Source organism: Acholeplasma equifetale ATCC 29724 (assembly GCF_000687735.1).
GTDB classification, from domain to species: domain Bacteria; phylum Bacillota_I; class Bacilli_A; order Acholeplasmatales; family Acholeplasmataceae; genus Acholeplasma; species Acholeplasma equifetale.
Genome location: NZ_JHXL01000001.1, coordinates 222,486 through 240,711, shown reverse-complemented (window position 1 = coordinate 240,711; position 18,226 = coordinate 222,486). Strand labels below are relative to the sequence as shown.

15 protein-coding genes and 1 riboswitch are annotated in these 18,226 nt (G+C 26.1%); of the genes, 13 read left to right on the top strand and 2 right to left on the bottom strand.

All coding sequences use genetic code 11. The annotated features are described in order from the left end of the window. Positions 1–83: 83 nt before the first annotated feature. Positions 84–803 (top strand): NAD-dependent protein deacylase, encoded by a 720-nt coding sequence (locus tag T434_RS0101175; RefSeq protein WP_026399552.1) that lies wholly within the window; start codon positions 84–86, stop codon positions 801–803. 198 nt (positions 804–1,001) lie between these two features. Here T434_RS0101175 and T434_RS0101170 read toward each other — a convergent pair whose 3' ends face one another. Beyond that, a complete protein-coding gene (locus T434_RS0101170; RefSeq protein WP_051614280.1) occupies positions 1,002–2,492 on the bottom strand; it encodes a glycoside hydrolase family 13 protein in 1,491 nt (496 codons plus the stop codon). A gap of 240 nt (positions 2,493–2,732) precedes the next feature. Here T434_RS0101170 and T434_RS06380 point away from each other — a divergent pair, with 240 nt between their 5' ends. The 4 genes from T434_RS06380 to T434_RS0101150 all read left to right on the top strand — a co-directional run bounded on the left by T434_RS06380 (position 2,733) and on the right by T434_RS0101150 (position 6,793). Then, positions 2,733–3,500, top strand: a complete 768-nt coding sequence (locus T434_RS06380; RefSeq protein WP_210997079.1) for a DUF2238 domain-containing protein — start codon at positions 2,733–2,735, stop codon at positions 3,498–3,500. Positions 3,501–3,669: 169 nt separating this feature from the next. Then, on the top strand, positions 3,670–4,461 hold the full coding sequence (locus T434_RS0101160; protein ID WP_026399550.1) for a glycosyltransferase family 8 protein: 792 nt from the start codon (positions 3,670–3,672) through the stop codon (positions 4,459–4,461). A 158-nt stretch (positions 4,462–4,619) separates the two neighbouring features. Beyond that, complete coding sequence (locus T434_RS06375; RefSeq protein WP_084301002.1) at positions 4,620–6,056, top strand: cation:proton antiporter; 1,437 nt, start codon at positions 4,620–4,622, stop codon at positions 6,054–6,056. 14 nt (positions 6,057–6,070) lie between these two features. Further along, entirely contained in the window at positions 6,071–6,793 is a 723-nt protein-coding gene (locus tag T434_RS0101150; RefSeq protein WP_026399549.1) for an MgtC/SapB family protein, read from the top strand. A gap of 9 nt (positions 6,794–6,802) precedes the next feature. Here T434_RS0101150 and T434_RS0101145 read toward each other — a convergent pair whose 3' ends face one another. After that, entirely contained in the window at positions 6,803–8,005 is a 1,203-nt protein-coding gene (locus T434_RS0101145) for a cation:proton antiporter (RefSeq protein WP_026399548.1), read from the bottom strand. Positions 8,006–8,046: 41 nt separating this feature from the next. Next, positions 8,047–8,119: riboswitch (Fluoride riboswitch) on the bottom strand. Positions 8,120–8,232: 113 nt separating this feature from the next. Between T434_RS0101145 and T434_RS0101140 the strand changes: the two genes are divergently transcribed. From T434_RS0101140 to T434_RS0101105, 8 genes are all read left to right on the top strand, one after another. After that, positions 8,233–8,610, top strand: a complete 378-nt coding sequence (locus T434_RS0101140) for a hypothetical protein (protein ID WP_026399547.1) — start codon at positions 8,233–8,235, stop codon at positions 8,608–8,610. 68 nt (positions 8,611–8,678) lie between these two features. After that, positions 8,679–9,500: a S1 family peptidase gene (locus tag T434_RS0101135; protein ID WP_026399546.1), complete on the top strand. Its 822-nt coding sequence runs from the start codon at positions 8,679–8,681 to the stop codon at positions 9,498–9,500. A 213-nt stretch (positions 9,501–9,713) separates the two neighbouring features. Next, the gene (locus T434_RS0101130; protein WP_026399545.1) at positions 9,714–10,154 is read left to right on the top strand and encodes a GNAT family N-acetyltransferase; all 441 of its coding nucleotides are present in this window, start codon (positions 9,714–9,716) and stop codon (positions 10,152–10,154) included. A 182-nt stretch (positions 10,155–10,336) separates the two neighbouring features. Continuing rightward, the gene (locus T434_RS0101125; protein WP_026399544.1) at positions 10,337–10,540 is read left to right on the top strand and encodes a hypothetical protein; all 204 of its coding nucleotides are present in this window, start codon (positions 10,337–10,339) and stop codon (positions 10,538–10,540) included. A gap of 6 nt (positions 10,541–10,546) precedes the next feature. Continuing rightward, complete coding sequence (locus T434_RS0101120; protein ID WP_084301001.1) at positions 10,547–11,371, top strand: alpha/beta hydrolase fold domain-containing protein; 825 nt, start codon at positions 10,547–10,549, stop codon at positions 11,369–11,371. Between the two features lie 50 nt (positions 11,372–11,421). Beyond that, a complete protein-coding gene (locus tag T434_RS0101115; RefSeq protein ID WP_162150580.1) occupies positions 11,422–12,690 on the top strand; it encodes an immunoglobulin-like domain-containing protein in 1,269 nt (422 codons plus the stop codon). Positions 12,691–12,761: 71 nt separating this feature from the next. Further along, entirely contained in the window at positions 12,762–15,062 is a 2,301-nt protein-coding gene (locus T434_RS0101110) for a PD-(D/E)XK nuclease family protein (protein ID WP_026399541.1), read from the top strand. Beyond that, positions 15,055–18,081 (top strand): UvrD-helicase domain-containing protein, encoded by a 3,027-nt coding sequence (locus T434_RS0101105; RefSeq protein ID WP_026399540.1) that lies wholly within the window; start codon positions 15,055–15,057, stop codon positions 18,079–18,081. Before T434_RS0101110 ends, T434_RS0101105 begins: the two co-directional genes overlap by 8 nt. The last annotated feature ends 145 nt before the right edge of the window (positions 18,082–18,226 follow it).

Below are 18,226 nucleotides of genomic sequence, written 5' to 3'. Positions count from 1 at the left end.
TTTTTTATATTTTTGAATAATTAAGCATATAGATGTATACTATATAGGATAGCTATAGGTGTTTCATGAAAGAAGTGATGAAGATGATTGATAAAAAGTTAGAATTAAAAAATATGATAAAAAATAGTCATTATATTGTATTTTTAACAGGGGCAGGTATATCAGTACCTTCTGGTATTCCTGATTTTAGAAGTTCTAGTGGCATTTACAGTGACAAAAATAGTGAATTATCACCAGAACGTATTTTATCACACTCATTTTTTATGAAAAATCCAAAAACTTTTTATGATTTTTATAAAAATAAAATGATTTATTTAGATGCTAAACCTAATATAGCACATGAAATGATTTCAAAAATTCCAAATGTTAAAGCCGTTATTACACAAAATATTGATGGATTACATCAAAAAGCAAAAAGTAAAAATGTCATAGAACTTCATGGATCAATTTATCAAAATCATTGTATAAAATGTGATAAAGCTTATTCAATTGATTATGTGATGAATAGTAAGGATATTCCAAAATGCTCATGTGGTGGAATTATTAAACCTAATGTTATACTATATGAAGAACCGCTTAATGAAAAAACACTTGAAGATTCAATTTATCATATTGAACATGCTGATCTATTAATAGTTGTTGGAACATCTTTACTAGTAAATCCAGCTGCTGGATTAGTAACCTATTTTAAAGGTAGTAATCTAGTTATTATTAATAAAAGTAAAACACCATATGATTTATATGCAAAACTTATCATTCGTGATAACTTAGAGAACATTTTAAATCATAGTTTATTGGAATAAAAAAGAAGACTATATTTTCTAAAATATATGACTTATAAAACAACAAATAACTATCGCACGTGCGATGATTAAAAATGCTGATATTATCGAACAAGGAAATCATGAATCATTATTAAGTAAGAATGGATTCTATGCTGAACTTTACAATTCACAATTCGAAAATGTTTAACGAAAAAGGTAACCGTGCGGTTACCTTTTTTATACTCTTTTATATGGTGTATAACTTTTTTCTGGTTCAATGTCTGGTTTAAAGATTACAAATGATTTAGCTTTTAGACCTAATGTAATTAATCCTGATCTTAAACTTAGAGGTTCAACATCACCTAAAAGAATTTTGAATCTTGAGTAGTTCATTAGTCTTGAATCTTTAAGTAAAACAGTTTCTTTCATAGTTTTATCACTTGGATTTATTGCTATGATACAAGTATCCTCAACACGTCCTGTAACACGCATGAATACTAATAAATCATTAGCAAAAATCGGTATAAAGTCACCTACTCTTAAAGCTCTTTCTGACTTATGTAGATTGATTAATGACTTTATCCAGTTGAAAGTTTCGTTTTCATCATTTAATAAATCCCAACGCATAGGTGCACGATTTAACGGATCACCACCACCATCCATACCTAGTTCAGTACCATAATAAAGATTAGGAGAACCAGGAAGTGTAAATTGAAGTACTTGAGCTATTTTTTGGAGTGCTTCATCAGGTATAAGATTTTTTAAGCGTGGAACATCATGATTGTCTAGAACATTCCAAGATTTTAAAAGGCCATCATAATCTGAATCACCTATTACTTCACTAATCATTTCAATAGCTTTTTTAGTTGATATTTCTTGTGATAATAAACTTAAGATGATTTGTCTAAATGTGAAATTCATCACACCATCAATAGATTTCAACCAATCTTTTGGATAGTTCCATATTTCACCTACAATCATGACGTCTTCTTTTTCATTTCTTGCATAATCTCTTAAATCTTTTAAAATATTAAAACCTAAATCAAAAGCAACATCTAATCGCCAACCATCTATACCTAAATTTAAATAGCTACGAATTACAGAATCTTTAGCTTTATAAATGTAACTTTTTACATTTTCGCTTTCTAAATTCAGTTCAGGTAAACTTGGAGCATCTGCCCAAAGTCTTACGCCATAAGGATATTTCTCATTAAAGTCAAAAAAATCTTGATAAGCTTCCCCTTTTGAAGCTTTTTGGAATAAAGGATTGGATACACCGACGTGATTAAATACACCATCAAGCATAATCTTCATTTGATTTTCATGAATTTTATCAATTAATAATTTTAAATCTTCTTTAGATCCATATTCTTTAGATATTTCTAGATAGTCTGAAGCATCATATTTATGATTAGATAAAGATTCAAATATTGGATTTAAATATAAAACGTTCACACCTAAATTAATGATATAATCGAGTTTTTCAATTAAACCTTTTAAATTACCACCCCAATAATCAAGTTCGTGAGACCAATATCTAACATCTTCTAAAAATTTACCTGGTTTAGGTAATTCATTCCAACTTCTTAATTTTTTTGGATATTGATATAAATCTTTTCTTAGTTCTAAATCATTTGATGGATTAAATCGATCAACTAAGACTTGATAAACTAATGCACCATTACGCCAATCTTTCTCACGTAATATAAATTTAATATCTTGACTCATATATATACACCTCTTTAAGTTAATTATAACGTTACTATCCTTAAAATTAAGAAAATATAGTATTAAAAACGCTATCATTTTGAAGAATTAACAAAAACGAGTTAAATCAATAACTATTGGTTATTAATTATGTTATATAAAAATCACATATTTATGGCATTAAACATAAATAATTTTACAAAGTAATATCATTTATGTTACATTAAATTGTAGTTTCAATTCTAAAAAGGTGTGATATACATGTCTAATAAAAAGAAGTTATCGAAAAAAGAAAAAGTTGCTGTTGGACTTTATATTTATGTGATCGCGAGTCTTATTGCAACTATTATTTATATATTGATACGATTTATCATTGGAGATTTAGTAGATACTGATGGTACAACTGTTATTCATTCACGTGCTGATTATATGCTTATGTTAGTTCAGTGTGTATTAGGTGTTATTGTTGTTCATATACCATCTTTTTTAGAAAAGAAATTTAAAATTGAAATACCCTCATTTTTATTTATTACATACTTAATATTTTTGCATTGTGCGATTTTTTTAGGTGAAGTAAGAAGTTTTTACTACTTAGTACCATATTGGGATAGTATATTACATTTTTTAAGTAGTATTATGACAGGGTTATTTGGATTTTTAGTTATTGACTATTTAAATAAGGATTCAAAACTTTTATTAAATTTATCACCATTTTTTGTTGCATTGTTTGCATTTTGTTTTTCATGTATGATTGGAATGTTATGGGAAATATATGAATTTTCAGTTGATGGATTATTAGGTTTTAATATGCAAAAATACATGACAGCAGATGGTACTATTCTAACTGGACATGAGGCTTTAAGTGATACAATGAAAGATTTAATCATTGACTCAATTGGTGCATTAATTGCATCAACGTTAGGATTTATATCGCTAAAAAATAAAAATTACTGGTTATTTCAATCACTTCAAACAAGCGCAAATAAAGAAAATGTTTTAGAAGAAGAAAGTCAAATTTTAAAAGCTTGAAACACTTGTTTCAAGTTTTTTTTATTTTAGTTTAATAATAGTAATGAAATAAAAAAATAGATTTAAATATTATAAACTCAGTAGACTTTCCCCCTTTATTAACCTATAATATGGATAAGTAAGTGAACTAAAAAAATGAATAGTAGGCAGGATTATTTAGGAGGATTTCATGAATATTTTATTTACGACAAATAATAATTATTTGGTTCATGTGTTTGAAACAATTCGCTCACTTGAAACCGATAATCCTGGGAATCATCAAATCTATATTATTTCAAATGACGTAAAAGATGAGGATATTACTAAATATAAAAAATTTTTAATGTATGAACATCATTTTGAAGTAATTAATATTACTGATGAGGATTTAAAGGGTGCTCCAATTTCAAAAAGATATCCTAGAGTTATATATTATAGACTTTTTGCTGCTCAATTACTTCCAGAATCAATTGATAAAATTTTATATTTAGATCCTGATATCATTGTAAAAGGAAATTTAGATGAACTTTATCAAATGGAAATGTATGATAATCTTTTTGTTGGTTCGTCAAATATTAAAGGTTTTTTATTAAGATTTAATCAAGTTAAAAATGGTGCACGTAAAAATTATCAATATATTAATACCGGTGTACTATTGATGAATTTAAAGGAAATGCGAAAAGTAATAAAATCAACAGATATATATACATTTATCAAAAATAAAAAATATGTATTAACATTACCTGACCAGGATATTATTAATGCATTATATGGTAATCGTATTATCACTGTTGATGCGCTTAAATATAACTTATCAGATAGAGCTATTACACTATATAATTTAAAACATCGAAAAAAAATTGATATGCATTGGGTCAAAGAGAATACAATTATCATTCATTATTTAGGACGTAATAAGCCTTGGAAAGATAATTATCGTGGTATTTTAAAACCATTTTATGATCAATATCGTATTCATTAAAACTTAACATTCAAAAGTTAAGTTTTTTTATTATCAATTGTTTTCATACTATAAGAATAAATTATATATACCTAATAAAAAATTATTTTACTTTATGATATAGATGTGAGATAATTAATAATAATTGTAATAAAGTATTTATAAAAGAGGGATTATTTATGAACATTTATGAAAAGTTAGGGATAACATCAAATGTTGCAATTATCATTATGTCATTAGGCTTAATGTTGTTTTTAGGTTTTCTAATGACTAGATTGACTAAAAAATTAAAACTTCCAAATGTTACTGCTTATATTGTTACAGGTATTTTAATTGGACCTTATGTTTTAAATTTAGTACCACAAACAGTTGTTAGTGGTATGGATTTTTTAGCAGATATTGCATTAGCATTTATCGCATTTACAACAGGAGAATATTTTAAATTATCCGTTTTAAAGAAAAATGGTTCTAAAGTAGTAGTCATTACGATATTTGAATCATTGATGGCATCACTATTAATATTCTTGGTTACATTCTTTGTATTAAGAATGGATTTAGCATTTAGTATTGTATTAGCTGCACTAGCTGCTGCAACTGCTCCAGCATCAACTATGATGACTATTCGCCAAACAGGTGCAAAAGGTGACTTTGTTGATACGTTAATTCAAGTTGTTGCCTTAGACGATGTTGTTGGTTTGGTTGCATATAGTCTTGCAATTTCTGTTGCAATTGCATCTCATAGTGGAGAAGCTGTAAGTATTGGTTCTATCATTATTCCAATTATTACAAACATTGGAATTGTCGCATTAGGTGGACTATTTGGGTTTATTATGAAACTTTTTATGACACAAAAAAGATCTAATGATAATCGTTTAATTGTTTCACTCGCATTAATATTTATGTTCTGTGGTATATGTGCTTTATTCGATGTATCTCCATTATTAGGATGTATGTCAATGGGTACTGTTTATATCAATTTAACAGACGATGATAAATTATTTAAACAACTAAATTACTTTACACCTCCAATATTGTTAATTTTCTTTGTTAGATCTGGTGCTAATTTCAAATTGGATGCACTTGTAAATACATCTACATTTTCAGGTGCAGTACCATTAGTTGTAATTGGTATTGTATACTTTATTGTAAGAATTCTTGGTAAATATGTTGGTGCTTATTTAGGATCAGCAAGTGTTAAAAAATCTAAAGAAGTTAAGAATTATTTAGGGTTAGCGTTAATACCACAAGCTGGGGTTGCAATTGGGCTTGCTGCATTAGGTGCTAGAGCATTAGGTGGAGAAGCAGGTACAACGTTAGAAACAATTATTCTTGCGTCTAGTGTACTTTATGAACTAATTGGTCCAGCATGTGCTAAATTATCATTATACTTGTCTAAATCATACTCAAATAAACTCGAAGATTTAACAGAAGTACCATTAGTTAAGGAAGATGGAACAATTAAGACACCACTTGAGGAATTGATTGATCGAATTAATGACATTCAACAAAGAATTCCAAAACATGAACAAAGCCTTAAACAAGAAGAAATAGCATTTACAGAAGAAGCAGAAAAGTATTATTCTCAAGTTCAAAAAACAGGATTTATAAGAAAATAGGAGGTGTGTAATCTATGAATATACTAAATGATCCAATTGGTAAACTTTTAGGCACTTGGTCTACAGAATTGAATGTTTGGAGTATCATTTTTAGAATTTCATTATCGATTGTTCTTGCTGCGATAATTGGTTTTGAAAGAACGAATAAACGACATGCAGCAGGAATTAGAACATTTATTCTAGTATCTTTAGGTTCAACACTTGCAATGATTATTGATTTAGTTTTAGTTGAACTAACAGGTGGACAAGGGTGGTTAATTGCTGCTACGACAACAGTAGGTATTGCTATTATTAGTTCTAATACATTGTTATATAGTTCAAAAAGTCAAATTAAAGGACTTACAACATCAGTTGCACTTTGTGTTACAGGTGCGTTAGGTTTATTAGTGGGAACTGGTTATTATACAGTTTTAATATTTACATTTGTTGCATTTGTAGCAGTATTGTCTTTATTACCACCACTTGAAATTTATTTTAAAAATCGTTCAAATCATTTTGAGTTTCATCTTGAATTAAAAAGTGTAAGTTTCTTAAAAGATTTTTCAACTATTATTCGAGAATTAGGTTTAAGAATTGATGGAATTGAATCTAATCCTGCATACGTAAATTCAGGATTAAGTGTTTATTCAGTTTCAGTATCGATTGTAAAAGAAGAATTAAAGAAATTTAAAACACATAAAGAAATTATTGAAGCATTAAGAACATTAGAATACGTAAACTATATTGAAGAAATGTAATAAAAAGTGTTAGTCCTTTGAACTAACACTTTTTTCTTCTATATTGATTGTTAATAGCAAACGATTTGTTAAGTCAATTAAAAATGCTCCAAGAGGTGCTGTAAGTAATATAGCTAATACAGCAACTGTTAGCATGAATGAACCTTGATTCAAACCTAAAGATAATGGAATTGATCCGATTGATGCTTGTACTGTAGCTTTTGGAATATACGAAATTATTACAAATAATCGTTCTTTATAATTTAAATCTGTTTTAAGTAATGATATGTAAACACCAATAGCTCTAAAAATTAAAGCACCAAATATCATAATGATTGCAGTAAAACCAATATTTGGTATTAAAGTAATATCTACTGCAGCACCTACTAATATAAATAGTAATAATTCTGAGAATATCCAAACTTTTTCATATTTTTTGACAAGTCTTTGAGCTAAATCCTGATATTTAGCAAGTATTGTAATACCTAATGACATAACAGCAATTAAACCTGAAAAAGGAATGATGTTTGCTTTTTCGAAAACAACAAGTAAGAAGGATATACTTAGAATAAATAACACCTTTAAAGTATCTCTTACATGATATTTTTTAAATGATATATTTAGTAAATAACCAACAATAATCCCTATTAAAGTTCCTAATAAAATTGAGATTGGTAGACTAATGAAAGTCATAATTGAAGCAGTACCTTCTGAAGAAAATGATATAAAAGATGTAAAAAGTACAATAACATAGATATCATCAACAGAAGCACCTGATAAAATTAATTGAGGAATCTTTTTTTCAGTACCTTTGTTTTCTTCCATCAATTTTAACATTTTAGGAATTACGACAGCAGGAGAAACAGCAGCTAAAATTGATCCTAATATAAGTGAATCAACAAGTGTTAAATTAAATAGAAGTGACCCTAATATAACTATACCTACAATTTCAAATGTTGCAGGTATAAATGCCATAAATAATGCTGGTCTTCCTATTCTTTTTAAATCTTCGATATTAAGTGATAATCCTGCTCTAAGTAATATAACAATTAATGCAATTTGTCTTAAATCAGCTGAGATATTAAGTATATTGATATCAATTAAATTAAGAACAAATGGTCCTAGTAAAATACCAGTTATAATATATCCGATAATATGTGGTATTCTTAATTTTTTAAATATTTCAGATAAGGTTAAACCTACTAAAATCATAAGTGAAAGTGATAATAACATATGTACCTCCAATTACCAAAAAAAATGATGACCTACGAAAAAAATTCGTAGAAGTCATCAGCTCATTAAGCGGTTTTCGTTTTACGAAGGGAGAACTTCATTCCCGTTTATTTTATTTTAGCACAGATTTTAATATAAACAATAAATTATCTATGATTTTTAACATAAAAATATGATTCTATATTTGTATGTTATAATTATTAAAAGAAAAAGGATGCACATAAGCGATGAAAAATATGTTGAAGAAATTTATAAACTTTTGGAAAAAGTTTTTCCTTGCAATGTGGATACTTATTAAAAAATTAGGTAGCATTAGGGGAATTATAAGTTTTATTATTGTTTGGACAATTTTAAGTGGTTCAGGTGTTTTCATTTTGGGATGGATATTCCGAAATCCATATCTTATGGGGATTGGAGCTGGGATATTTGCATTTTGGACAGCGCCTTTTACACCACTAATGCCATTAACATTAGTTATTGCTCTTATATTTCAACGATTTGTTTTATTAGATAAAAGAGTAAGTATGAAGCAAATTAAAGAAGAAATGTCTAAACTTTTTAATAATAAAGATGATAATGAAAATCAGTCCAAAGATGATTTTTAGATTGTATTTATTAAATCAAGTAAATAAAACTATAATATATGAAATAATAGATAGATAAAGGAGAATATATGAAAAAAATAATTATCTTTATCTCTATACTATTTTCATCAGTTATTTTAACAAGTTGTGATTTTGTTTTGGGTATTAATTATGAAATACCTGATTATGAATCGTATAAACTTTCAAATATTGATTTTGAACCTTATATCCAAACAACTCAAAGTTGGAATGATATATCATTAAGTGATGTCAATGAAAAGATTTCAACAGCAAATATTAAAATAAAAAATAGAATGTACTATTCATCAACTATATTTTCACCATATACTGAAGTTCATGGTAGTGGAGTTATATTTTATGAAACTGATAATTACTATTATGCTTTGACAAATCAACATGTTGTTGAAAATTATGAAAATGTAAGTAATCAACGAATACTTGTTGAAGATTATCATGAACGCATATACTATGGTTTTGTTTATCCCAATAGTGAAGATGAAATGTTGGATATTGCAATCATTGTGTTTGAGAAAAAGGAAGAAAAATTAACAGTTTTAAATCTTGTTGATGGTTTCGTTGAGATTAATGAACATGTAATTGTTTTAAGTAATCCAGGCGACCGAAAAAACGTATTAACCAATGGTTATGTTGTAAAATATAATAAAGTTTATGTTTATGATATGAACGACAGAATAGAATATAAAGATTTTGATGCGATTATTCACACAGCACTTATTGAAAGTGGATCAAGCGGAAGTATGTTAATTAATCTTGATTTAAACATTGTAGGTATAAACTTTGCTGGTTCTGATGATTTAGAAAATCCTATGAGTTTTGCAACACCTTCTAAATTAATAATTAATCATTTTAAAAATAATGTATTTATATAAAAAGGCCTATTTAAGCCTTTTTTCTTTAATAACTATTGATATTGCATATGTAATATTTTTTATAATTACAAGTGTACTCAAATTTGATAGAAATTGCTGAAAAAACAATATTGTTTACAATTACTAAATAAAATTATTAATATAGACGTATTACTTTACTATATATAAATTAAGCGTATAATTCAGAATATAGGGAAGTGAATATTTTATTTTATGGAATATCGATTGATTGATAAAAAAAATCCACCAAAAGAATTATTTGAGTTACATTTAAATGAGAATCAAAAAACATATCTTGATTCAGTAGACGTTATTTTAAAGGATTATAAAGATTTAGATAATTGGAAAGTTTTATCTATCCATTTGGATAATGAAACAAGAACAATGATTGGATTTGCAGTTATAGGATTATTTAATGATGAAGCCTGGATTGATGACATCATGATTGATTTAGATTATCAAGGTCATGGATATGGTAAGAGATCATTATTATATTTAATAGGTGAACTCATGCTTACATATCATAAGAACGAAGTATATTTATCATGTTTCGAATATAATACTTTTGGATTAAAGTTTTATGATAAACTTGGATTCAAACAAACAGATAGAAAAGACATAAACGGAGAAATTATACTCGTATATAAAAAGTAGTTTTAATCTACTGGGTTTAGCAAATTACGCTAACCCCTTTTTATTTTATATATATTCATATATAATGATTATAAGTTTAATTTGTTTTAACTTTATATGATATATGGTATTAGATTAAAAATATTGCACTTAATTTTATACCATGGAAGATTTATGTTTTTTTAAAACGTTTATTAAGTACAATGTTTATTTATTTGTTAAGCATTTTCGCACTTTTAATGATTGTATTTGTATGGTTTAAAGCTAGTTTAACACCTTCTATCTGGTTTGTTCGATGGGCCTTTAACCAAACTACATATACAGATCACGAAAATTTAAGTGCTATTAAAGAAAATGTTGAAGTCATAAAAGATTTGGATTATCCATCAGAATATAATTCAAATTAATTTGATATTATCGTTAGAAAAGATTTAAAAAATCAGCCAAATGTTCCAACGATTCTTTGGATTCATGGTGGAGCTTTTGTTGCAGGTGATAAGACTGAAGTTGAAAATTATATGATTGTATTAGCAAATGAAGGTTATGCAATTATTAATATGAATTATGCTTTAGGGTACGAAACACATTATCCAGCACCAATTATCCAAATTGGTGAAATGGTTCAATATATGGAAACCATCAAAGGAAAATACCCATTCATTAATGATCAAGAATTCATTATAGGTGGTGATTCAGCTGGTGCATTTTTAGCAGCTCAATTTACACTTATTCAAACAAATCCAAATTATGCAACTTTAACTTCTATTACACCCGTTCTTGACAAAGATCAACTATTAGGTATTGTTCTTTTTTGTGGGCCTTATGATTTTACCAAATTAAGAAATTTAGTTGAACAAGACTCAAAATTAAGAAGTGTTTCAAATATCTTAACCGATCAAATTATACCGTTTTTTGCTAACAACATAGGTTATGCTTTTTTAGGTGATTATAATTGGGTGTCAAATGAGTCTTGGGAAATGTTAACATTAAATCAGTATGTTACAAGTGACTTTCCAACTGCATTTATTACCGATGCGAATACGTTATCGTTTGAAGATCATGGAAAACAACTAGGAGCAACTTTAAAGTCATTAGGTGTTGATGTAACAGAAGTTTATTATGAAGCAGTATTAACTCATGAATATCAATTTAATTTAGGTACGATTTCTAGTGATAATAGAAATTATGCAAAAGAAACTTTTGATGTGTTATTATCTTTCTTAGAAAATATAAAGTAACCTAAAAAAGGAGTCATATGAAGAAAATATATATAACATTTTTGTTTATAATGAGTTTATTCATTGTAAGTTGTACAAATGAAAATGTAGACTATTTCAATAATTTATTTATATTTAGTGAAAACGATTCTTTTGAACATATTTCAAAGGATTTTGTGTTAGCAACTAAAACGCATGATCACGACATTGAATGGATGAGTTCTGCACCTCATATTATTGAAATAAAAGGTTCTTTAGCAAAAGTAACACAACCAGAAGAAATCGATATAAAAGTCACATTAACTGCAACTTTAATAAATCATCAAGATAAATTAAAACAATCTTTTGAATTAAATGTTATTCATGTTGAATCAAAAGAAGAAGATGTTTATGTTACTATAAGAATTTTGAATAGTGTTACAAATGAGGTTATTGATTCATTTGAAGTTTTACAAAATAGTGAACTTACAACACTTAACCAACCATCATTTGAAGGATACGATTTCAAAGGTTTTTATATAAATGATTCACTTATTAGTCTTCCGATGATATTAACACAATCAATTGATATTATTGCAAGATTTACGAAAATAGTAACAATTTACGAATTGACATTAAATTATGGTTATGATTCTAAAGTTGAAATTTTACATTTGGAAGAAAACACTGAATATTTACTTCCCAATTTAACAAGACCAAATTATGAATTTTTAGGTTGGTTTTTAGAAGATCAAAAAGTTTATACAGTGAATATGACAGAATCAAAAACTGTCATTGCACAATGGCGTATTATTTCTGCTCAAACAGTTATTCATAAAGAGTCATTCCAAGGTATTATTGAGTATAGAGATTCACTTGGTTCTCCTAAAAGTGAGTACATCAATACATTTGATTACATGCTTAATAATTTTTCATATAGTTTTGAATGGTATCGTACTGATTTAGGAATTAGTGAAAATAGTCCCAAAGCGGTGACATTAATTGGGCGTGGAGATGGTTTAGGACCGGGTAGAGGTGTAATTACAGTTCATGACGTTCCAAACGGTATTGGATACTTTAGTTTCCATGCTCGTTTACCTTATTCTAAAGAATCAACCTATCCAAAAGGTGGCGGAAGTGATTCTGCAAATAACGTCATATTAACATTTACAGTTATTCAAAATGGTTTTGAAGTACATCAATCTAAACATAAATTTGCAGATAACAAAGAAGCAAGCAAAGGTAAAGTATTCACTATAGAAAATATCAATACAACAGGTATTATAACAATTGTTTTAGAAGTTTCATCTGGACATCGAGCAACAATTAGTTATATTGAATGGAGCGAATATAAAGGATAAAAGACGTAGCGATACGTCTTTTTTATATCTAAAAAATGTTATAATGAAACTATCAATAAGTGGGGTTAATTATGATAGATATTTTATTAAAATATAATGATTCTAAATATGTTATTGTTGTTGATGATGCAATATATTCTAATTTTATAAAATTAAAATCAGAATATGAATTAACACATCATCATCTTTTTAAATTTAAGTTAATGTCTCATAAAGAATTACTGACTAAACTTTCGTTTTCTTATGAAAATCATCTTATTTTGGATATCTATGCTAAAACAAATGAACCAATATCAATTATTAAAGAAAAATTAAAGTTTTTAAGTTATGTCGATGATACACATGCTTTAAAAGAATTCATTCATCCATTTATAAATCAGCTTCATTATCATCATGATTTTATTGAAAAAAATAAAGATTCATTATTTATATTTTTATCTCAACCTATTTATTTAAAAAAACTTTTAGATAAACATCAATTAAAGTATGAAGTTATTTTAGAAAGTAATAAATATATACCAAAAGTATATCAATTTGATACGATGGAAGAAGAAATATTTTATTTATTTGAATCAATTTCTCATAAATTAGAGTCAGGTATAAGTCCTGATTCAATATACATTGCTGGAATAAATGATAAAAATGAAAGAGTCATTAATAAATTAGCATTAAGTTATGGTATATCAATTGATATGGCTAAGGATCTTCAATTATGGAATTTTAAATATACTCAAAATTTAATTAAATTATCGATTGAAGAACTTATAAAAAAGATAGTTGAACCTACAGAAAATCAAATCGAACAAAGAATTAATGAACTTATTGTTCAAATATTAAATCGTTATCCACTACATAAATATGATGAAGAAACAACAAAAAAAATCATTGTATCAGATATTAAAGAAGCAAAATTACGAAAAGATCGTATAACAAATGTTATCCATGCAATTAAATTCGAAGAAGTTCAAATGCTCAATGAAGATGCTTTAATATACGTCATCCATGCTAATTATAGTTATTTTCCAAATATCAAGAAAGATAATGAATTTTTAAGTAATGAAGAAAAACTTCAAATAGGTTATCCAACAAGTCATGAAGAAAACTTATACCATGAAAAATTATTTACTTATCTTTTACAAACTAAACGTATTGAATATGTATCATTCTCCTTAAAGGATATTTATCAAGAATACGTACCGAGTGATATTATTAAACAGTTTAATAATATTGAACCTAGAAAAATTTCAAAAGAAATATTAACACATAAGTTTTCTTTAAATACATACAAATCATTTTTCAAAAGCACAAATGAAGATAAACTTTTAACAACATTTAACAATGATTTTAAACTTAATGCATCTGAATTAAATATCTTAAAACAATATATTCAAAGTTTAGACTTGAAGTTATCACCAAGTCAAATCATAACTTATTTAAAATCTCCGTATATTTTTTATATTCAAAACATATTAAAGATATCTAACTTTGATGTAAATATTCCAATTTTTATGGGAGATTTTTTTCATAAACTTGTTGAAACTGCTTTAATAATTTGTTACTTTGAAAAAATCAATCAAAGATCATCCAAAAACGACTTAGATAAAAGAATTGATGATTTAATTATCGAATTTGAAGCAAAAGAATTTGATGAAAATATATTTTTTGATGATTTTTTTGATGTTTACTTCGAAGATAAGAGATATATTTTTGAAAAAGAAATTAATAATCTAACTTTAGATGAAATACTCATAATTCAAGCTGAATTTTTCATTCAAAAAAATAAAAAGTTGATGATTCAATCTTTAAGCGAAATTATTTTACGTTCTAATTCAGCAAATAAAGTATATGTTGAAACAGACATTGAATCCATAAATCTTAAAGGACGATTAGATTTATTAATTGAAAATGATGAATCATTTGAGATAATTGACTTTAAGAGTAGTGACCAATCAACATTAAAATACGAAAAAATTGAAGAGTTGCTTTGTAATCTTATAAATGAAAACCCTATTGATAAAAGTGATTTACAGATTATTCAATTAATTGCTTATGCTTATTTAGGATTAAAAAGATATAATAAAGATATTTTTGTTGAATTTTTCGCATTTTTAAGTGAAAAAACAAGCAAAAATATTCGATTAACTTTAAATCAAGATGATGAAATATTCAGTATAAGCGAAAAAATTATTAAAAATTATGAGCAAATTGTCAATAATGTATACTATAAAATTATGAATGCAGAATTTCCAAATCGAACATTAGAGACAAAAAAACGCGATGAATTAATCGAAAAAGACTTAAATGTCTATAAAGCTTTAGCGTATTATACACAATATAACACTGAATCTGAGGATGAAGATATTGATGAATAGTTTAAAAGATAAGTATGGGCTTAATGATGATCAAGAAAAAATAGTTTTAGATCGCTCAAAAGAAGCAATCGTTCCCGCGGGAGCTGGAAGTGGTAAAACACACACTTTAGTAAGTAAGGTTGTTGAACTTATAAAACTTGAAGGTTCCTTAGAACCGTTTTTAGTTTTAACATTTACTGAAAAAGCTGCATTTGAAATGAAAGAGCGCGTTAAAAAACTGATTAAAAAAGAGGATTCATTAAAACATCTTATAAGCCAAATTGAAGGTTCAAATATTCAAACATTTGATAGTTTTGCATTAAATTTTGTTCTTCAAAATGCTAGTTTTATGAATTTAGATTCAAATATAGGAATTTTGGATGATGCTGTATTTAAATCTATAAAAAGAGAATACATGAAAGAAATAATGCTAGAAGCGTATAAAAACAAAAAATATCGTGAAAATGACGAGTTCTTTTTATATCATGTGACTACAAAATCATCTGATAGTGAGCTCATTGATGCCTTGGTTGAAGTCTATGATAAGTTATCGGATAAATTTGATATAAATCATTTAACAAACACAGACATTATTCAAGAAATATCAAAACCAAGTTTAGATGAATTTGAACAATTGATTAATACTTTTGATACAAACTTTATCAATGACAATGAACAATATATTGAACTTTTGAAATACTATATTTCATATTTGAATGAAGGAAATAATTCATTTGACTTTATTAAATTACCTAGAAGAAATTTTAAAAATATTTCAGATCCTATTGAGAAGAGCCATGTTGAAGAATCTTTAAAGCCTATTTTAAATTTGTATAAGAATGAAGTAACATATCATACATATGAAAAAATTAATAAAATATTATTCATTTATGGTGATATTGTTTTAGAAATTTTAAGAGATTTTGATAAAAAGGTTAAATCATTTAAGCAAAATGCTCAAAAATATGGATTCAATGATATTCAAAAATTTCTTTTATATATACTAAAAAACTCACCACAAATTTTAGAAAGAATGCGTCAACGTTATCGATATATATTTGTTGATGAGTATCAAGATACATCAGATACACAGTCTGAATTTTTAGATTTATTAATTAAAGATAATGAACATGTAAAAGTTTTATATGTAGGGGATATCAAACAAAGTATTTATCAATTTAGAGATGCGAAACCTGAAAATTTTGTTGCAAAACAAAATAATCAAAATATTACAAAATTACCCCTATCCATCAATTACCGTTCAAGTGGTAAAGTTATTGATTTTATCAATAAAATATTTAAAGGTATTTTAGATGATGAGAAAAAATATGATATTAATTACAATAAAGGCCATGAAATGCAAGCAGGTAATAAATCACTTGATGCATTACCTTTTGCTGGTGTTTATCTTTTAAAGAAATACCAAAATCCAGATATGCGTTCCTATGATTTTTATGAAGAGGCATTTACGGTTGGAAAAAAAATATTAGAATTAATGCAAAAAGACGAAAAACTTGAATATAAAGATTTTGCAATATTACATCGAAATCAGAAGAAGTTTCCAATTTACAAAGAAGTATTTGATTATTTAAATATTCCACTTACAATTGAGGTTCCAGTACATTTAAATAAATCATACTTTCTTAAGTTAGTTGCAAACACTTTAATGTTAGCATTATATATTGAGGATACGAACCAAGAATATATCAAAAAGAAAAAGTATTGGTACTATTCATTAGCTAAATCACCATTGTTTCAAATTTCTGATTTTGATTTATTCAATGCATTGAAAGATAAGAATTTTAATATTGATTTAGACATTTATCAAAAATTAAATGAATTAAAAAATGTAATTTTTGACGGAACAAATCAAAGTATTTTAGATACATTGATTAAAACATTTAATTTATATGATAAAGTACTGTTAGGATATCAAACAGATGTCATAGATATTGAAATAGATTATTTATATCAACTCGCTCAATCATTAACTGATATAGGTAAAATAGGATCTGATTTTATTAACTATTTATATGAATTAGTTTATAGTGATGGGAAATTAGAAAAGAAGATTTTAAATCTTCCAACACATAATAGTGTGAAAATAACCAACATTCATCAATCTAAAGGGTTAGAATACACAGTGTTATTTTGTGGTGGTTTAAATCAAAAATTCAATTCAAAACTTGGTAAGTCTGTCTCATATCATCCAATTCATAAGTTAATTTTTCCTAATCGATTTACAATGTTTGATAATAAAAACAAATTACAAGCAGTCTATGAAAATTATAGAAATGAAGCGAAAGAAAATATATCAAAATTTCAATTAAAAGAAGAATTAAGATTGTTATATGTTGCATTAACTCGCGCTAAACGAACATTATTTTTAATTTTAGATGAAAAAGAATCATATGATAAATTGGAGTGTTTTACAGATTTCTTATTCGAAAAAGGAAAAATATTGAATCACATTGAAAGTGAAAATATTATTTCAATTAAAGAATCACTCAAAGATGAAAATTATCATAAAATTCTATTTGAACCTAAATATTACTATCCTAGCTTAATTGATAATTTAATGGATAAGTCGTTTAGTTTGACTCCAAATATGATAAAGGAACATTATGTTACACAAAAAGAACTTGCAGTGTTTGATGATAATTCAAAAGAAAATTTAATTAAAGGAACTAAGTTGCATTTACTATTTGAAGACTCTAAACTTGATATAAATTCTAATAATATATATATTCAAAAATTTATATCAACTGCATTCGATAATCGTTATATAAAAGATGCACATCATATCTATCAAGAGTATCCATTTTATGATGAAGAAAATCAAATATCAGGTATTATAGATTTAATACTTGAATTTGATGATTGTGTATATATCATTGACTATAAAACAAGAGATATTGATAAAGAAGATTATGTAAAACAACTCAAATCTTATGAAAATTATCTATCAAAAATATATCTAAATAAACCTATCAAAACATTCCTATATAGTATTACTTTTGGTAAATATGAGGTTGTTTAAGTGATTTTATACATAAAAATAGCTAAAAATGATCTAAAACATTTCGTTATCGTTGATTTATGAAATATAACTAAATAGAATAATAATACTAGAAAACAAACATATTATTGATCAAATTTTTGGGGGAAATTGATCAACAAGATGG

What these genes read in the sequence shown, in the direction of transcription:
- T434_RS0101135 (WP_026399546.1), top strand. Translation starts at nt 8,679, where the DNA reads ATGAAAAAAATAATTATCTTTATCTCTATACTATTTTCATCAGTTATT.
- T434_RS0101130 (WP_026399545.1), top strand. Translation starts at nt 9,714, where the DNA reads ATGGAATATCGATTGATTGATAAAAAAAATCCACCAAAAGAATTATTT.
- T434_RS06380 (WP_210997079.1), top strand. Translation starts at nt 2,733, where the DNA reads ATGTCTAATAAAAAGAAGTTATCGAAAAAAGAAAAAGTTGCTGTTGGA.
- T434_RS06375 (WP_084301002.1), top strand. Translation starts at nt 4,620, where the DNA reads ATGAACATTTATGAAAAGTTAGGGATAACATCAAATGTTGCAATTATC.
- T434_RS0101160 (WP_026399550.1), top strand. Translation starts at nt 3,670, where the DNA reads ATGAATATTTTATTTACGACAAATAATAATTATTTGGTTCATGTGTTT.
- T434_RS0101175 (WP_026399552.1), top strand. Translation starts at nt 84, where the DNA reads ATGATTGATAAAAAGTTAGAATTAAAAAATATGATAAAAAATAGTCAT.
- T434_RS0101105 (WP_026399540.1), top strand. Translation starts at nt 15,055, where the DNA reads ATGAATAGTTTAAAAGATAAGTATGGGCTTAATGATGATCAAGAAAAA.
- T434_RS0101170 (WP_051614280.1), bottom strand. Translation starts at nt 2,492, where the DNA reads ATGAGTCAAGATATTAAATTTATATTACGTGAGAAAGATTGGCGTAAT.
- T434_RS0101150 (WP_026399549.1), top strand. Translation starts at nt 6,071, where the DNA reads ATGAATATACTAAATGATCCAATTGGTAAACTTTTAGGCACTTGGTCT.
- T434_RS0101115 (WP_162150580.1), top strand. Translation starts at nt 11,422, where the DNA reads ATGAGTTTATTCATTGTAAGTTGTACAAATGAAAATGTAGACTATTTC.
- T434_RS0101110 (WP_026399541.1), top strand. Translation starts at nt 12,762, where the DNA reads ATGATAGATATTTTATTAAAATATAATGATTCTAAATATGTTATTGTT.
- T434_RS0101145 (WP_026399548.1), bottom strand. Translation starts at nt 8,005, where the DNA reads ATGTTATTATCACTTTCACTTATGATTTTAGTAGGTTTAACCTTATCT.
- T434_RS0101140 (WP_026399547.1), top strand. Translation starts at nt 8,233, where the DNA reads ATGAAAAATATGTTGAAGAAATTTATAAACTTTTGGAAAAAGTTTTTC.
- T434_RS0101125 (WP_026399544.1), top strand. Translation starts at nt 10,337, where the DNA reads ATGTTTATTTATTTGTTAAGCATTTTCGCACTTTTAATGATTGTATTT.